Source organism: Flavobacterium sp. RSB2_4_14 (assembly GCF_051547085.1).
Classification (GTDB): domain Bacteria; phylum Bacteroidota; class Bacteroidia; order Flavobacteriales; family Flavobacteriaceae; genus Flavobacterium.
The window spans coordinates 413,705-430,488 of sequence record NZ_JBPTTL010000001.1; the positions used below are offsets into that span (position 1 = coordinate 413,705).

Consider the following 16,784-nt stretch of genomic DNA (forward strand, 5'->3'; position numbering starts at 1 on the left):
GAAAAAGGCAAACCATCTAGTTTGCCTTTTTTTATACTCGGTAAAGTCTTGAATGAAAACATAGAAAACAAGTGAGAAAATGGAATGTTATTTAGCCCCGATGGGAGTGGTCTCGTCTTTTGGGACGAGAGTAACGGACAGCGGGAAAATGGAAGGCAAGAATGCGCAAGCGATTCGCTCCTATTTAAAATAACAAACCCAACTTTATCAAGTTGGGTTTTTCATTAGGGTTCTCGATACATCCCGATTGAAAATCGGGACACTCGAAATGACGTTTCTTTAGTTACAACGTTTCTTTCAACCATTTATAAAACTCTCGTTGCCATACTAAACCGTTTTGTGGTTTTAGTACCCAGTGGTTTTCTTCGGGGAAGTAGAGCAAACGGCTTTTTATTCCTCTAAGTTGTGCGGCTTGGAAGGCTTCTTGTGCTTGACCAATTGGTACACGAAAATCCAATCCGCCTTGTATGATAAGAATTGGGGTGTTCCATTTGTCCACAAAGTTTATTGGGTTAAACTGCGTGTATGATTTTTGTGCTGCTGCATTGTCTTTTTCCCAATAAGCGCCACCAAAATCCCATTGATTAAAAAACACTTCTTCGGTAGTTCCAAACATACTTTGGGTATTGAAAACACCATCATGGGCAATGAATGTTTTGAAACGATTGTTGTGTATTCCTGCTAAATATAACACCGAATAGCCACCATAGCTTGCCCCAATACAACCCAAACGTGATGTATCGACATAACTTTCTTTTGCCACATCATCAATGGCTGATAAGTAATCATCCATCACTTGTCCGCCCCAATCTTTGGAAATTTGTTCGTTCCAAGCTTGTCCATGACCATACATTCCGCGGCGGTTTGGTGCTACAATAATATATCCTTGAGAAGCCATTAAAGAGAAGTTCCAACGGAAGGAATAGCTTTGAGTTAATGGAGATTGAGGTCCACCTTGACAATACAATAATGTTGGGTATTTTTTGGTTTTATCAAAATTTGGCGGAAGGATAACCCAAACCAGCATTTTTTTGTTATCGGTGGTGGTGACATAGCGTCTTTCATATTTTGGTAGCGAAAGTTTGTTATAGGTTTCGTCATTGGTTTTAGTCAATTGTAGCCATGTTTTTTTCTTAGTGTTATAAGAATAAATCTCCAAAGCATGATTCATATCAGTTCTAGTCAAAATAAAATTTTCTGATGAAACATCAACAATATCGTGTACATCGAAATCGCCTGTTGTAACTTGGTTTACTATAACAGCGATTCTTGTTAATCCTGGGAAGTTTACCTCGAATAGTTGCTGAGTTCCGTCAACGGCTGCTATGAAATATACTTTCTTGCCATCTGCACTCCATTTAAAGCTTTCTACTGAACCATCCCAAGCAGCAGTCAGGTTTATGTTCATTCCTTTAAAACGAACGATGATGTGGTTTTTATCAGCTTCATATCCATCGCGTTTCATTTGTAACCAAGACAAATCGCCAGAAGGTGAAAAAGCAGGATTTGTATCGTATCCTAAATTACTTTCTGTTAGATTTTTTGTTGTTTGTGTATAAAGATTGTATTCATATAAATCGGTGTTGGTAGAAATGGCGTAAGCTGTTCCAAATTTCTTTTTACAAACATAAATGATGCTATTTCCCGAAGGTGACCAAATGCGATCCTCATCGCCTCCAAAAGGCTTTTGTGGACTATCAAAAGGTTCGTCTTTCATGATATCAATTGGCGTAGCTTGTACTTTGTTATCGGCATAGAAAACATGATTGTGAGTTCCGTTATTCCAAGTGTCCCAATGACGGTAATCCAAACCATTGTAGATTTGAGCATCGGCTTTTTGCAAATCGGGATAAAAATCTTTTCCTAAGACTTTTTCGGTTTTGACTTCTTGATTTGACAAAATGTATTTACCATCGGGAGAAACGTTTTTATCAGCAAGTACTTCTTTGGTATCTTTTACTTCGGTTGGTATGCCACCAGCAAGTGGAATGGTATAAAATTTACTGTTAGATTTATTATCCTCAACAGCTGGCGTTGCTACTTTGTATACAATTGATTTTCCATCTTTCGAAATTCCAAGTGCCGTTACTCGGTTTAATTTCCAGAGTGTTTCGGGTGATAACACTTGTTGTGCTGAGGTTGTCATACTGATAATACTAATAGTTAGAAAAAATAGTTTATTCATGATTATTTAATTTTATTAAAGGATAAAAATAGTGAATTATATCTACAAAAAAAGCCACCTCAGAAGAGATGGCTTATATAAAATGAACATTTAAAACTAGTTTATAACGATGTCATCAATTTGCATTGTTGTAGTTGGTCCTGTTGTTCCGTTTCCAACATATTCGAATATGAAGAAACCATTTCCTGTTAATGCAGCAGGAATAGCATAATTTCCGCTATTCGTAAAATTAGTTGGATATCCAGAAGATGAACCTGGTGAGTAACTAAAACTTGCCGTTATATCAACCAAAGTAGCTGTTGTCACGTCTGATCCAGGAACATAATTCGTAGAATAATATACTTTTAAACAAGCACTGTCACCAAAACCAGCTTTTGTTTTGAAAGAAAAAGTGTTGGCTGCCGTTAAATCTACCGGAACGAAAAACAACGTTCTATTTGCCTCTGGCGTTCCACCAAAAGAAGACATTTGAATATACTTATTGTTACTGAATGTTTTTACTTGCCAATATCTACTTCCAACCGCTGGATCGTTTATGTATTTTGGAAATACAGAAGCATTAGTTGCATAAGAAGTAAATGGTTCGTTTAAAGTAGCATCATAAGTAATTGCGGTTCCTCCAACTGGTGGACTAACATCAAAACGTGGTAACGTTAACTTAATGTCGCTTTCATAACGAACAATAAATTGAAAATCGGTATCGTATTTTGATAAAACACCTCTTATTTTACCGCTTTGAGATGGTACTGGATTCCCTGAAAATGGGCAAAAACTACTGAAACGAATGATTTGTTCTGCACCACCAGCAGCCGAAATTAAGGTGTGATTAGTAGCACCACCACCAGAGTCGATATCGTAATAAGTTCTGTTGATTGAACCTTCAGAAAACTGTACTGCATCAAGTTCAACTAGTGTATTTTGATTGTCATCATTGTAAGCTGCGTTTAGACTTAATGTTCTAACCATTGCACTTTCTGGTTCTATTGTTGCCGATGGGAATAAATGATTTTGCCATTCAAACTCTGAAATTCTACCTACTGTTCCTTCAAATAATGATCCTATTTGAAGAGAACCATAAACAATTCCAGCATATAAACCATTAAGTTTTATATACACTTTTCTTCCCGGAGTAAATCCTTTTCCGTATAAAGTAGTCACATTTAATGGAACACTAAATCCAATTGGATTTGAACCATCTGTAGGAATCGTTTGGAAAGAAATAGACTTATAAAAAGTCCCTTTTTCATCGCTTGAAGTTACATAAGCTTCTATAATATCTTCTGTTGTTATTTCAACGGGTAAAACCGTTGAAGAAACGATAGGCGCACTAGCTCTAACTGCAGCTACAGTAGTAGTAGGTGTTAACTCAAATGTTTCAAGAGTATTCTCTGGTGTTGTGTAATAATCATCAGGGGCACAACCAAAAAATAACCCAATGGTCATTGACAGTAATAAAGCTGATTTTAAAATTATCTTTTTCATATTTAAAATTTATTTTTTATCAAAAATTCTTATGTTATCTACTTCATATGTTCCGTCCAATGAAAAATTGGTTCCTGAACCTTTACACTTAAAAGCAAGATAAATATTTCCTGTATAGCTAGACAAATCAATTAAACCTGAACTAAAGAAATCAAAATTAGTGTCAAAATTTAAAGGTGGTCTGTTGAATGTTAAAGGTGTCCAAGTGGCACTCAATACATCAGTTCCGTTATAATTTGTAGAGATGAATAATTCAATAGAATTAGATGTTGAAGAAACATACGCTTGAGCAACATCAAAAACTAGTGTTTCATTATCACGAGTATCCATATTTATTGCAGGAGAAATTAACCAAGCTACATTGGTTGCTTGACCTGATTGATAAGATGTAAATTCAGCATATTTGGATCCACTGTATATTCCTTGTTTCCATTTTACAGTACCAACCTCGGCAAAATTTGTCCAGCCTTCAATGTTTATATCATCACCGTCTGTGGTGTTTGTTAAGAACTCTTCATAAAAAGCGTAATCCGTCAATTCGGGAATTGCAATATCATCTTCAGGAGAACATCCTGTGAATGGTAGAAATGCAATCAGTACTAATACTATTTTTTTATAATTTTTCATAGCTGTATTTTTTATAAATTAATATACAAATTTACAAAATATGTTCTACCAAATCCGTAGAAATATTTTGGCGCAAATGCAGGAGTACCACTTGATACATCTTGATTTACTTCTCTAAAGTTAGCATTTCTTGTTTGTTCAAAACCACCCGTTTTGTATACAACATCAAGCAAGTTGTTTATCGATGCAAAGAAACCAAAGGTAGTATTTTTGATTTTCCATGATTTTCCTCCTGTTAAGTTTAACAGCATGAAATCATCAAATTTTTCTTGTTTCAATAATTCACTTGCTCTCTCAGGCGTAGCTTCAGGAAATCCTAATCCTTCTAAATCTTGAGGGTTTCTAAAGAAATTATCTGTTCTTAATAAAGACGAAACATCAATATAGTTGTCAGCCAGATAATTTATATTCGCACCAACCCACCAGAATTTTGGATCTCTATATTCCATTCCAAAAGAAGCAGCTGTTTGTGGTCCACCTGACACTCTGTATCCTTTTAATTTTGCTATTCCAAAATCCGTTACTGGATTAGTATTGGTATCTGAAGCTAAATTATCATTATTCAAAGTAACGTTAGGATTGTCGTTATAAGTATATTCTCCATAAGCTCCTGACAGCATTAATTTAATAGTAGAAGTTATTTGGTATTCCATTCCTAATTCTAAACCGATATTTTGTTTTTCAATATTTGTAACGGTTTCTGCCACAAAAGCATCTCCACCATCACCATTATCATCTTCAAAAATACCTTCCCCAAAGAAGAAAGAAGTTTCGGTTGCATTTTTAATATTAGAATAATAAGCCGTTAATCTTGATTTGAATCTTGGTGCTTTGATGATGTAACTTGCATCAGCACTAGTAACATTTTCTGATTCAAGTCCAGCTGGTATATTGTCATTTAACCTTGCGTTAGGAAAAACATTTCTCAAAGAAGGTGCTTTAGTCATGTATGCTGAGTTAAAAGCAAGAAATTGCTTTCCGGTAATTTTATAGGTTAATCCTCCTTTGAAACCAAAGTTTTCAAAATTGTATTTATCACTTTTCCCGAATGAGTTGGTTGGATACAATCCATTTTTGTATAATCCTTCTCTTTGATATTGTGTTCTAACATAGGTTTGTGCTACATAAAAGTCAACTTTTCTATAAGTGAATTTAAATTGTGTAAACGCATCAATAGTATTGGCCAATAAATTATAATTGTAGGCAAAAGTATCACCTACCCCAACATTTCTATTTGGATTATTTAAATCAGATTGTTGTTCAGAACCCGATTGGAAGTTGTCATAATCTTGGTAAAATTGTCCACCTAATAAATCCAATAAATTGGCAAAATTATGAGATTTTAACTTTTTAAAATTAACCGCAGCATTCATATTGATATTATCTGCTAGTTGAGAATTTAAAATGGTGTTGGCAGTCCAAACTTTATCATCTGTTCTGTCTTCATATAATATGTAAGCACTGTGACCATCAGAAGTTTGATTGGCTTGGTACAAAGCATTCCAGTTGATTTGTTTGTTCGCTAAAAAGTTGTCTCTAGCAAGTATTCCGTTAGCAACGTTTGCTGGATCGTCTCCTTGAAAATCAGTGTAGTCATCAGGATTATAGGCAGACGTGTAATAACTAGGAAGATTTCTGTAATAGGTTGGATCAGGATTATCAGCACCTTGATTGTCAATACGACTATTACCTATTTTACCAAATTGGTATGCTACAGTGGTGTTTAAATTTGTTTTATCTGATATTTTCCAATAATCTGTTAACATTAATATTGGCTCGGCAACATCTCTATCTCTAGAATTTCTTTTCTTACCATCTTGCCATCCCCAATAAGAGTTGTATTTTACTCCAGCCAATTCAGTAACTTCATTAGTATTAGGAGAATTTCTACCACGGCTATTTTCAGCATAGATAGAAGTAAAGTTTAAAGAGTGTTGTTCCCCTAATTTCTTTTCAACACTAGCAAATAATGATCTTGCGCCATAATCTGTTCCTTCAAAATATCCTTCTTTTGCCCAACGTCCAGAAGCGGAAACTACAAAAGCCCAACCGTTTGTTCCCATACCAGAAGCATGAGTGATCATGTTTCTCCAACTGTAATTGGTATTGGTTGACGAAAAAGATATTCTGGTTCCTTTTCTATATATAGATGCTCTGGTATAAATTTGTTGAGTTCCTAAAATTCCTCCAAAAGTATAGTCTGATGGCGCTGTACCTGCTGTAAACTCTTGGTTTCTTGTGGCGTCATTTAATCCACCCCAATTTCCCCATTGTGTTCTACCGTCATATATTTTATTAACAACAACACCATTAATCATGGTTGTTCCATATTCGTTATCTAAACCACGAACTCTAAAACGAGATTGCCCCCAGTTGAAAGCTGCCGCTTGTTGAAATGCATCTCTTGAAGCTTGTAATAAACCAGCTGTACTTTCTGAGCCACTATTATCATCACCTAAATCATTTTCTGTAATGGTAATTAAACTCAACTGTTGTTCCGCAGTAACATCTTCTTCCATTACTACCACACCTAAATCAAGCATTTTACCTTCAACAACTTCAACAGCTATAAGCAAATCTTTATAACCAAAACTTTTAATTTGTAGTGACTGATTGCCTGCTGGCGAATCTGAAAATGTAAATGCACCATTAAAATCTGTAAGGGTTTTTAAGTTGGTGTTTTGGATTATTGCAACAACATTTTGAAGAGGTTTTTGTGTCTTTGCGTCTAAAACTCTTCCTGTAAATCCTGTATTTGATTGTGCAAAAAGAAAAAGAGTTTGCATTACAAACAAAGTACTAATAACAAGTTTTTTCATAAATAAAATAATGTTAATTTTTATTAGCTAAGTCTTAATAAAAACTTAAAGCCGACAAATGTACATATTTTAATAATATTATCTACTTTTGGCTCGAAGTTTGTAAAAAACTTGACATTAAATTAATATACATTTTATGAGAATTAAAAACTTTATTACCCTTTGCTTTGTTTTTTTCGCAATTTTTAGTGCAAATGCGCAGGCAAAAAAATACATTGTGCATACTGTTGCTTTCTACAATTTTGAAAATTTATTTGATACCATAAACCAAGCTAACAATGATGAAGAGTGGTTGCCAAATGGTGCTCAGAACTGGACTTCAAAAAAATATAAGAAAAAATTACACAATTTAGCCAGAGTAATTTCTGAAATTGGAACTACAGATAATCCTAATAATTCCCCAACACTTATTGGCGGTTGCGAAATTGAAAACAGAGGCGTTCTTGAAGATTTGGTTAAAGAACCAGCGCTAATAAATAAAGGATATGGAATTGTACATTTCGATTCGCCTGATAAAAGAGGTATTGACGTGGCATTGTTATATCAAAAAAGTCATTTTAAACCCACGAGCTACAAAAACATTCCTTTATTGATATATAAAAACCAACTAAAAACTTCTGCAAAAGATAAAAATGTAACGGATGATGCATCCGATGATAAATCAGAAATTGATAAGGACTTAGACCGAGTTTACACCCGTGATCAACTATTAGTTACAGGTTTTCTTGATGGTGAAGAAATTAACATTATAGTTAATCACTGGCCTTCTCGTTCTGGTGGTGAAAAGAAAAGTTCTCCTTTTAGAGAAGCCGCAGGAAGATTAAACAGACAAATTATGGATTCAATTTACAAAATAAATCCAAATGCTAAAATAATCACTATGGGTGATTTGAATGATGGGAGTTATAACAAAAGTGTGAAAGAAGGTATCGGCGCCAAACGAAAAAAAGAAGAACTGAAACAATTTGACATTTACAACCCTTTTGAAGAAATGTTTTATAAAGGAAATGCTACCTTATTCTATCGTGACGCAGGAGATATTTTTGACCAAATCATGGTTTCAGAAGCGTTAGTTAAGAATGATTATTCTTCTTTTGAATATTGGAAAGCTGGTATTTATAACAAACCCTACATGATACAAACAACGGGGCAATACAAAGGATATCCTTTAAGACATGGCATGAATGAAATTGGGTTTAGCGACCACTTCCCAGTATACATTTATCTGCTAAAAGAAATAAAATAATAATAGAATAAAAGGTTAGTTAACGCTAACCTTTTTTATTTTAGTAATTTCGTAAAAAAATATTTTATGGCTATTGCAGCACCTTTCAATCTCAATAAATGGATAGACGAAAACCGTCATCTACTAAAACCGCCTGTTGGAAATAAAAATCTTTATGTAAATTCTGGAGATTATATAGTAATGATTGTTGCTGGTCCAAACGCACGTAAGGATTTCCATTATAACGAAACCGAAGAATTATTCTATCAACTCGAAGGCGAAATAACCGTTTACATACAAGAAGATGGCGTAAAAAAAGCCATGAAACTTTCCGCTGGCGACCTGTTTTTATTGCCTGCAAAAGTGCCGCATTCTCCATCTCGAACCGAAAATTCGATAGGTTTAGTAGTGGAACGAAAAAGAGAAGGCAAGAACATACCCGACGGCTTACTTTGGTACTGCGAAAACTGCAATCACAAATTATATGAAGTCTATTTTGAACTTCATGATATAGAAAATGATTTTTTAAAACACTTCAACCATTTTTACAATTCAGAAACATTAAGAACATGTACAGCTTGTGGTACTGTAATGGATTCTGACCCGAGATTTGTGACTAAATAATACCGAAAATCATTTACTTTTGCTAAAATTTAAAATAAAAAAACAACTATAATGTCAACAATTGCGCAACAATTCGGTATGACCGAAGCACTAGAAGTATTAGGTGTAAAAGCCGTAAACGAAGGAACATCAACTGGAAATAATCATTTTTCTAGCGGAGATATCTTAGAAAGTTACTCTCCAGTAGACGGACAACTTATTGGAAAAGTAAAAACTACAACCGCTGCTGATTACGAAAAAGTAATGCAAACCGCAACGGAAGCTTTTAAAATCTTTAAACTAATGCCTGCACCTCAACGTGGTGAAATTGTGCGTCAGTTTGGAGAAAAATTACGCAAGAACAAAGAAGCTCTTGGAAAATTAGTTTCTTATGAAATGGGGAAATCGTTACAAGAAGGTTATGGAGAAGTTCAGGAAATGATAGACATCTGTGATTTTGCTGTTGGTCTTTCCCGACAATTGCATGGTTTAACAATGCATTCCGAACGTCCTGGACACAGAATGTATGAGCAATATCATCCGCTTGGAATTGTCGGGATTATTTCGGCATTCAATTTTCCAGTAGCTGTTTGGGCTTGGAACACCGCATTAGCATGGATTTGTGGTGATGTTTGCGTTTGGAAACCATCCGAAAAAACACCTTTGTGTGGTATTGCATGTCAAAATATCATCGCCGAAGTATTGAAAGAAAACAACCTTCCAGAAGGAATTTCTTGTTTAATCAATGGCGATTATAAAATTGGAGAATTATTAACTTCCGATAAAAGAGTACCGCTAATTTCCGCAACAGGTTCCACTCGAATGGGTAAAATTGTAGCACAAACTGTTGCCGCTCGTTTAGGAAAATCATTATTAGAATTAGGTGGAAACAATGCTATTATTGTAACCCCAGATGCTGATATTAAAATGACCGTAATCGGAGCGGTTTTTGGCGCGGTTGGAACTGCAGGTCAACGTTGTACTTCAACACGACGATTAATTATCCACGAAAGTATTTATGATAAAGTACGTGATGCAATCGTTTCGGCTTATGGTCAATTAAAAATTGGAAATCCATTAGATCAAAACAATCACGTTGGACCACTTATCGATACACATGCCGTAGAAATGTACAACAAAGCATTAGAAAAAGTGGTTGCTGAAGGTGGAAAAATATTAGTTGAAGGTGGCGTACTATCTGGAACAGGTTACGAAAGTGGTTGTTATGTAAAACCAGCTATCGCTGAAGCAGACAATTCATTCGAAATTGTGCAGCATGAAACTTTTGCGCCTGTTTTATATTTACTAAAATATTCTGGTGATGTGCATGATGCGATTGCTATTCAAAATGGCGTAGCTCAAGGATTGTCTTCAGCCATTATGACTAACAATTTGCGTGAAGCCGAAGCCTTTTTATCTGTTGCTGGTTCTGATTGTGGAATTGCCAATGTAAACATTGGAACTTCTGGAGCTGAAATTGGTGGTGCTTTTGGTGGTGAAAAAGAAACTGGTGGTGGAAGAGAAAGTGGTTCTGATGCCTGGAAAGTGTATATGAGAAGACAAACAAATACGATCAATTATACCACGAGTTTACCGTTAGCACAAGGAATCAAATTTGATTTGTAAATTTTAAAAAACATATAGGAAAAATAAGCCCTGCACTATTTGTAATATTGTGCAGGGCTTTTTAGTTGTTATTTTGGATTGTTATAAATTAACTCTATTTAAAATAAATTAAACTTGATTTTAATATTTATTTGTGAAAATATATAAATTTGTATGAATTAATACCATCGTAACAATAAGTAATCTGTATTAAAAATTCAAGTTCCTTTTTCCTTTAATAACTTTAAATACCAATTAGTATGAGTAGAAAACTTCTTATCACACCGATACTGTTTTTGACAGTTCATTATGCTTTTGCTCAATCTCCTTCAAAAACCGAAGGCAAGAAACCAAACATCGTTATTATTCTTGCAGATGACATGGGTTATTCGGATATGGGAATGTTTGGAAGTGAAATAAAAACGCCCAACTTAGATGCATTGGCTGCTAATGGAACACGCTTCACCAATTACTACACACAGGCCAGTTGCTCTCCCACAAGGTCTATGCTATTAACGGGGCAAGATACGCACATCAATGGTTTAGGTGCCATGGATGAGTGGACAGCGCCCAACCAGATGGGGAAAGAAGGGTATGAAGGGAATGTGAGCACTAGCTTGGTAACTATGCCTCAATTATTGAAAGATGCAGGCTATCACACTTATATGGTTGGCAAGTGGCACTTGGGTAAAGCACCTGATAAGATTCCTGCCGCTCGTGGCTTTGAAAGGGATTTTACTCTCCTTGATGGAATGGGTAGCTATTGGGACATGACCAATATGACAGCACTCAATCATACTTCAGTGTTTACAGAAGATGGAAAATACCTGACTAAACTACCTAAAAACTATTATGCCACTGAAACTTATACGGATAAGCTGATCAATTTCATTGATGAGGGAAAAAAAGATGGTAAACCCTTCTTCGCGTATATGTCTCATCAGGCGCCTCACGATCCATACCATCTGCCAAAAAATTGGAGAAACCGCCATGTGGGTGAGTATGACAAAGGTTGGGACATGGTCAGAAAAGAAAGACTGAAAAAACAAAAGGAACTCGGCATCATTCCAGAAAATACCCAACTCGCAGAGCGGATGTGGTACGTTCCTGAACCCTCCATTCTGGCACCTGCAACCCGCGCCGTGATGGGCAGGAAAATGGAGCTCTATGCCGGTTTAGTTGAAAATGTGGATTATCATATTGGAAGATTAATTGACCATCTGAAAGAAATAGGAGAGTATGAAAACACCATCTTTATAGTTTTTGGTGACAACGGTGCAGAAGGCTCCGATCTGGGCGCCATGATAGGTGGCACACCCGGCACACTCAATTACCTATATTTTGCCACAAAATGGTCTAACAATAATATCAATGCTTGGGGAGAACCGAACTCTTACGTTGGTTATGGTGCTCCCTGGGCACAGGTTTCTATGACACCTTTTAGTCAATACAAAGGCTGGACAGCCGAGGGCGGAATAAGGAATGCATTGGTAGTAAGTGGTCCAATAAACAAATTACCAAAGGGCAGCATCAACCATGGCACTATGTTCGTGGCCGACATTTTGCCGACCCTGCTTGAAGTTGCTGGCGCAAAATATCCCGAAACCTTTAACGGCAAGACGCAACCCAAATTAGCGGGTAAATCCTGGCTTCCTGTACTGAATGGGCAAGCCGATTCTCCTCGTACGGATAAAGATTACATCGCTTGGGAAGTTTTCGGCAATCGCGCTTTAAGACAAGGCGACTGGAAAATACGCTGGGAGATCAAACCAGTTGGTAAGTCGGATTGGGAATTATTTAACCTCACTCAAGATCCAGGCGAAAGAAATGACTTAGCAGCCCAAAACCCTGATAAGTTAAAAGAAATGCTGGTACTTTGGGATAAGTATGCGAAGGAAAACAATGTGATACTGCCCGATCGTACTTTGTTTGAAACATTGGAAGATCAATTACCGCCAAGGGTTCCTGTTCAGGATGGTTATCCTCCGCTTAATTATATCAGACAATTCGTTCCGCCTGCAGACATGATGGCCGATCCTAAAGAAATAAAGAAAAACTAAAGAAAAATATAATCATGAAAAACTATATAAAGTTTGTAAACATGCGTACTAATAATTTTTCGATAGCACTGGTTATAGTCATGCTTTGTGTATCGATTTCCACTATGGCACAAGGAGACGGCGCTCGTTTTTATTGGAAAAATCTAATGGGAACGAATGGAGTTCCTGTAATTGCTTCATCAATGAGCGGCAATTCAAACCCATTTGATCCTTCTCGATTTGTTATTCCTGGTTCTACCTTTGAAGCAACAATGACAATGGCAGGATATGCAAAAATGTTGCCTCTTTTTAAACGATCTGCAATGGTTTCGGTAATTATGCCAATGGGAAGATTGTCTAGTGATGTATCCTTAAATGGTTTAGACTACAGCATGACAGCGAGAGGTTTTGGAGATCCTATGTTAATGTTAACTGTAAATTTAATAGGTGCAAAGCCTCAGATGAATATCCCTGATGCAATTCGTTACCAACCTAAATTTTCTTTGGATGTTTTGGCCTCTTTAGCCGTTCCGATAGGAGAATATGATAGTTCTGTTCCTATCAACTTAGGCCAAAATCGTTGGTACGGAAGAATTGGAACACCTATAGTTTGGCAAATTGGTCCTTGGGTTCCAGGAAAACGAACCACTTTGGAATTTTTACCAGCTGTTTGGCTTTTTTCTGACAATACAGATTATGTTGGCAAAACAATGCAAACCGAACCCATGTTTCAATTAGAAGGGCATCTTACTCGAGATTTTATGGAGCGTCTTTGGGGTTCATTGGATGTGATTTCATACAGTGGCGGAAAAGCAACGATTGATGGAGTTGAAGGAAATCAATTGAGCAACGTTGGAGTTGGTGGCACATTAGGTTATCATATAAATGATAATATGCAATTAAACCTTTCCTATTCATCAACTGTAGATGATAACAATACCACAGATTTAAAAATGGATAGTTTTCGAGTTACACTTATTTACGGATGGCACTCGTTAATCGAAGGAATGAATCGTTTAAGTGGAAAATAATAATAAAGGAAATTTATCAATGGGAATTTGATTTATAATCTAAGAAAACAGAACAAAGAGAAAAGAATATTGACAAAAAAGTCCCTAAATTATAGGGACTTTTTTATTTTGGTTAAAGTTATATTACTTCGTTTTCTTAACATATTGTGTCAAAATAACAATATGTTGTCCTTCAACTCTTCCTTCAATTTGTTCGGCGTTGTCAAAAACTAATTTAATGTTATGAACTGCTGCTCCACGTTTTGCAGTGAAATTGGCTCCTTTTACATCCAAATCTTTGATTAAAACCACCGAGTCACCATCAAACAAAATATTTCCATTGCTGTCTTTGTGAATGATTTTGCCTTCATCATCTTGATCTTCTCCTGTTGCTTTTGCCCATTCTAAAGCGTCTTCTTCTAGATACATCATTTCTAATAAATCATGATTTTTTAAACGCGCCAACATTCTCCAAGATACAATTTGTACAGGCAAATTTTCATTCCACATACTATCGCTTAACCCTCGCCAATCATTAGCATTGGTAGTTTCTGGATTTTCTATCTGATCTTTTAATGATTTTGTAATTAATATACAATTCTCAGGAATAGCTTCTGTTTTTGGTGATACTAAATACACCACTAAATTTTCCTCGCTTCCACTGATTTCACATTTGGAACCGCTTCTGTCTTTTAATCTTTTCTCGGTAACTATACTCACTTTACTATAAATTAAAAGATGCCCCAATTTGGAATACAAATTGGTTGTTATATTCATCAAATCCTTGAATGTTACTGTCGTATTTTGCTATAGGAATTCCGCCTTCAGCATATAAACCAAATCCTTCCGAAAAGAAATATCTAAAACCAAGATGTGCTCCAAAATTTCTAGTTCCCAAATTCAATCCTGGATAAATATCCATGGCTTTGTCAAATTTTAAAACGCTTCCCAAGTTAGCATTAAAACGAACTTTTGCATCGGCTCTGTCTTCAAAACTTGCACTAGTTCCAGTTGGTTCATTAACTGAAAGTAAATAGGAAGCAACAAATCCATAAGACATGTTTTCACCAATACCAAAATCAGTAGAAAGGTTAATTCCTGTTCCGCCGTCTTGGGCGTTTAAACCCACTTGGAATTTAATATCACCTTTCCCTTTGTAAGCTTGTGCATTTGCATAACTTGCTATAACAATAGCCAAAATTGTAATTACCTTTTTCATTTTTTTAATATTAAATTTTTGCAAAAGTAACTATTAAATTCAATTTCTGCCTTTTTCATTAAAATACAACTCGTTTAAAGGCTCGCTTTGCCAAAACTCTTTGGTGTCAATATCCAAAATAGTTAATGGTCCATTGAAAGCTGCGCCAGTATCTATATTCCAAACACATGCTTTTTGAATTGGAATGGTTTGTTCAATTTTAGTGACTGGAGTATGGCCAATGTATATTTCCTTGTATAATTTTAATCGTTTTGGGTATAAAAAACTATCTCTAGGAATTGATGTGTCCAATGCCAAAGCAGTTTCCCAAAGCGTTCTATCCCAATAAAATAGTCTTGGAAAATATTCATATTCTATTCCATTCAAATTTGTAAAACCGGCATGAATAAACAAACGGTTGTGCTCATCGAGATAATAGTTTTGTAAATTTCTTAGAAAAGAAATGTGTTTTTGTTTCGTTGCAGAATTAACTTTTGAATAGGCCAAAACGGTTGACTCACCTCCATGTTGATACCATTGTAGGTTATCTTTACTTTCATCCAACCATTGTAATAATAGTTGATCATGATTTCCTCGAATGAAAATACATTCTTGTTTTTTGCTTTTATCTATTAAAAAATCCAAAACCTGAGGCGATTCGCTCCAACCGTCAACATAATCTCCTAGGAAAATCAAAGTGTCATCTGTCGTTACTTTGGCTCTATCCATGATTTGATGCAATGCTCTTAATCCGCCGTGAATGTCGCCAATTACTAATTTTCTATGCATTGTTATTGTTGTATTTCATTTTTCTTAAAACTCGCATTGCTTCTTTAAAACTAGAATAAACCGTTGGACTCTTATGCACTTTTAAAAAAGGTTTTGCTTCTATTAATTTTTGTTTGGCGTCGTCAAATCCGTTGAGATAACAAATCATCAAAGTAGAGGATAAATTCTCCAAATCTTTTTCTTCTCTTTCAGAAATTGGAAATCCTTTTTCCATTTTTTTGAGCAATGCAATATTTGAATTATAAATATGATGCAACATTTTTTTGTTAAATGCTGGCGGTTCAAATAGCATTTGGGTTTCCATTTTATAATATCCATTATCAAAAAAATGTATCGTTACTTTTTCTAATGGATAATAACTTGTTTTGTCATTCAACCCAAGCGGAATATGTTCAACGATAGTAAAGCTTTCATCGTCATAACTAATGGTCACAACATCTTGAGCAGAATAAAATAATTTTACTTGCTCGTTTATCAATTCAATATCAACTCGGGAAAGATAAGTTGTTTCTCTTATTTTTTTGGGTGTTCCTGCCCAACAAATCACAAAAAGTTCTTTAAAAACCTTGTATTTTGAAGTCATGTCTTTGTGGCGATTATTCATAAAATCAATAACGCCATCGAGTGTATAAGCAATGCTGTTTCGAGAATTGTTTTCAATACTGATTACCGTTTCAATATTTTGTTTGGAATGCGGAATTTTATCTTCGGTAGGCATCGAATTACTTCCAACTCTAACAAAAACTGTTTTTGCTAAAATGGTATGGATGTTTTTCTTAAAATAGGAAGTCTTGTGTTTGGGTTTAATAGATACCAAACCTACTACTCTGTCTTTAGGCAAATTAGGAAATGGCACGTTTTCATATTGTATTTTTGGAGGATTTTCTAGATAAGCATTCACCAAATTCTGTATTCGGCTATCGTCAAAAAAATCATCGCCCACAATTTCATTGTCTTGATCTTCAACACCCACAACAATATAGGAATTATTAGAAGGATTAGAATTTGACAAGGCACAAATGTGTTTCAAAAACTTGGCTTTGCCTTCCTTAGAATGTAAATTCAATTGCCGTTTCTTATCATAAAAACTACACTCATCATTGTGAGCCAGTAAGTTTTTGATGAGAAGACGTTTGTTTATCATAATAAGTACGATTTACGAAGTACAAAATACGAAGTAAAGCAATAACTTCGTACTTCAT

General features: G+C 35.4%; 13 protein-coding genes. 5 read left to right on the forward strand and 8 right to left on the reverse strand.

What is annotated here, in order from left to right:
• Nucleotides 1-283: 283 nt before the first annotated feature.
• The 4 genes from ACSVH2_RS01855 to ACSVH2_RS01870 form a co-directional block, all read right to left on the reverse strand.
• A complete protein-coding gene (locus ACSVH2_RS01855; protein WP_438091461.1) occupies nt 284-2,185 on the reverse strand; it encodes an alpha/beta fold hydrolase in 1,902 nt (633 codons plus the stop codon).
• A gap of 96 nt (nt 2,186-2,281) precedes the next feature.
• The gene (locus ACSVH2_RS01860) at nt 2,282-3,667 is read right to left on the reverse strand and encodes a DUF5689 domain-containing protein (protein WP_438091462.1); all 1,386 of its coding nucleotides are present in this window, start codon (nt 3,665-3,667) and stop codon (nt 2,282-2,284) included.
• A 9-nt stretch (nt 3,668-3,676) separates the two neighbouring features.
• Entirely contained in the window at nt 3,677-4,294 is a 618-nt protein-coding gene (locus ACSVH2_RS01865) for a choice-of-anchor J domain-containing protein (RefSeq protein WP_438091463.1), read from the reverse strand.
• An 11-nt stretch (nt 4,295-4,305) separates the two neighbouring features.
• The gene (locus ACSVH2_RS01870) at nt 4,306-7,113 is read right to left on the reverse strand and encodes a carboxypeptidase-like regulatory domain-containing protein (RefSeq protein WP_438091464.1); all 2,808 of its coding nucleotides are present in this window, start codon (nt 7,111-7,113) and stop codon (nt 4,306-4,308) included.
• A 136-nt stretch (nt 7,114-7,249) separates the two neighbouring features.
• Between ACSVH2_RS01870 and ACSVH2_RS01875 the strand changes: the two genes are divergently transcribed.
• The 5 genes from ACSVH2_RS01875 to ACSVH2_RS01895 all read left to right on the forward strand — a co-directional run bounded on the left by ACSVH2_RS01875 (nt 7,250) and on the right by ACSVH2_RS01895 (nt 13,616).
• Nucleotides 7,250-8,359 carry an endonuclease/exonuclease/phosphatase family protein gene (locus ACSVH2_RS01875; RefSeq protein WP_438091465.1) on the forward strand — a complete coding sequence of 370 codons (1,110 nt, stop codon included), beginning with the start codon at nt 7,250-7,252 and terminating at the stop codon, nt 8,357-8,359.
• Between the two features lie 66 nt (nt 8,360-8,425).
• Nucleotides 8,426-8,962, forward strand: a complete 537-nt coding sequence (locus tag ACSVH2_RS01880) for a 3-hydroxyanthranilate 3,4-dioxygenase (protein WP_438091466.1) — start codon at nt 8,426-8,428, stop codon at nt 8,960-8,962.
• Between the two features lie 51 nt (nt 8,963-9,013).
• Nucleotides 9,014-10,567, forward strand: a complete 1,554-nt coding sequence (gene amaB / locus ACSVH2_RS01885; protein ID WP_438091467.1) for an L-piperidine-6-carboxylate dehydrogenase — start codon at nt 9,014-9,016, stop codon at nt 10,565-10,567.
• 239 nt (nt 10,568-10,806) lie between these two features.
• Entirely contained in the window at nt 10,807-12,606 is a 1,800-nt protein-coding gene (locus tag ACSVH2_RS01890; RefSeq protein ID WP_438091468.1) for an arylsulfatase, read from the forward strand.
• A 14-nt stretch (nt 12,607-12,620) separates the two neighbouring features.
• Nucleotides 12,621-13,616 (forward strand): transporter, encoded by a 996-nt coding sequence (locus ACSVH2_RS01895; protein WP_438091469.1) that lies wholly within the window; start codon nt 12,621-12,623, stop codon nt 13,614-13,616.
• Nucleotides 13,617-13,739: 123 nt separating this feature from the next.
• On the opposite strand, the gene ACSVH2_RS01900 is transcribed toward ACSVH2_RS01895, so the two are convergent.
• From ACSVH2_RS01900 to ACSVH2_RS01915, 4 genes are read right to left on the reverse strand one after another with little or no spacing between them, the layout of a single operon-like run.
• Nucleotides 13,740-14,315: a PhnA domain-containing protein gene (locus ACSVH2_RS01900; protein WP_438091470.1), complete on the reverse strand. Its 576-nt coding sequence runs from the start codon at nt 14,313-14,315 to the stop codon at nt 13,740-13,742.
• A gap of 4 nt (nt 14,316-14,319) precedes the next feature.
• Nucleotides 14,320-14,814: a DUF6646 family protein gene (locus tag ACSVH2_RS01905; RefSeq protein WP_438091471.1), complete on the reverse strand. Its 495-nt coding sequence runs from the start codon at nt 14,812-14,814 to the stop codon at nt 14,320-14,322.
• 39 nt (nt 14,815-14,853) lie between these two features.
• Nucleotides 14,854-15,582, reverse strand: coding sequence for a metallophosphoesterase family protein (locus ACSVH2_RS01910; protein ID WP_438091472.1), 729 nt, complete (start codon nt 15,580-15,582; stop codon nt 14,854-14,856).
• A complete protein-coding gene (locus tag ACSVH2_RS01915; protein WP_438091473.1) occupies nt 15,575-16,726 on the reverse strand; it encodes an ATP-binding protein in 1,152 nt (383 codons plus the stop codon). The genes ACSVH2_RS01910 and ACSVH2_RS01915 overlap by 8 nt, the downstream gene beginning before the upstream one ends.
• Nucleotides 16,727-16,784 lie beyond the last annotated feature (58 nt).

Coding starts and splice junctions, on each gene's coding strand:
- ACSVH2_RS01910 (WP_438091472.1), bottom strand. CDS start 15,582: ATGCATAGAAAATTAGTAATTGGCGACATTCACGGCGGATTAAGAGCA.
- ACSVH2_RS01895 (WP_438091469.1), top strand. CDS start 12,621: ATGAAAAACTATATAAAGTTTGTAAACATGCGTACTAATAATTTTTCG.
- ACSVH2_RS01860 (WP_438091462.1), bottom strand. CDS start 3,667: ATGAAAAAGATAATTTTAAAATCAGCTTTATTACTGTCAATGACCATT.
- ACSVH2_RS01870 (WP_438091464.1), bottom strand. CDS start 7,113: ATGAAAAAACTTGTTATTAGTACTTTGTTTGTAATGCAAACTCTTTTT.
- ACSVH2_RS01865 (WP_438091463.1), bottom strand. CDS start 4,294: ATGAAAAATTATAAAAAAATAGTATTAGTACTGATTGCATTTCTACCA.
- amaB (WP_438091467.1), top strand. CDS start 9,014: ATGTCAACAATTGCGCAACAATTCGGTATGACCGAAGCACTAGAAGTA.
- ACSVH2_RS01890 (WP_438091468.1), top strand. CDS start 10,807: ATGAGTAGAAAACTTCTTATCACACCGATACTGTTTTTGACAGTTCAT.
- ACSVH2_RS01915 (WP_438091473.1), bottom strand. CDS start 16,726: ATGATAAACAAACGTCTTCTCATCAAAAACTTACTGGCTCACAATGAT.
- ACSVH2_RS01875 (WP_438091465.1), top strand. CDS start 7,250: ATGAGAATTAAAAACTTTATTACCCTTTGCTTTGTTTTTTTCGCAATT.
- ACSVH2_RS01905 (WP_438091471.1), bottom strand. CDS start 14,814: ATGAAAAAGGTAATTACAATTTTGGCTATTGTTATAGCAAGTTATGCA.
- ACSVH2_RS01880 (WP_438091466.1), top strand. CDS start 8,426: ATGGCTATTGCAGCACCTTTCAATCTCAATAAATGGATAGACGAAAAC.
- ACSVH2_RS01855 (WP_438091461.1), bottom strand. CDS start 2,185: ATGAATAAACTATTTTTTCTAACTATTAGTATTATCAGTATGACAACC.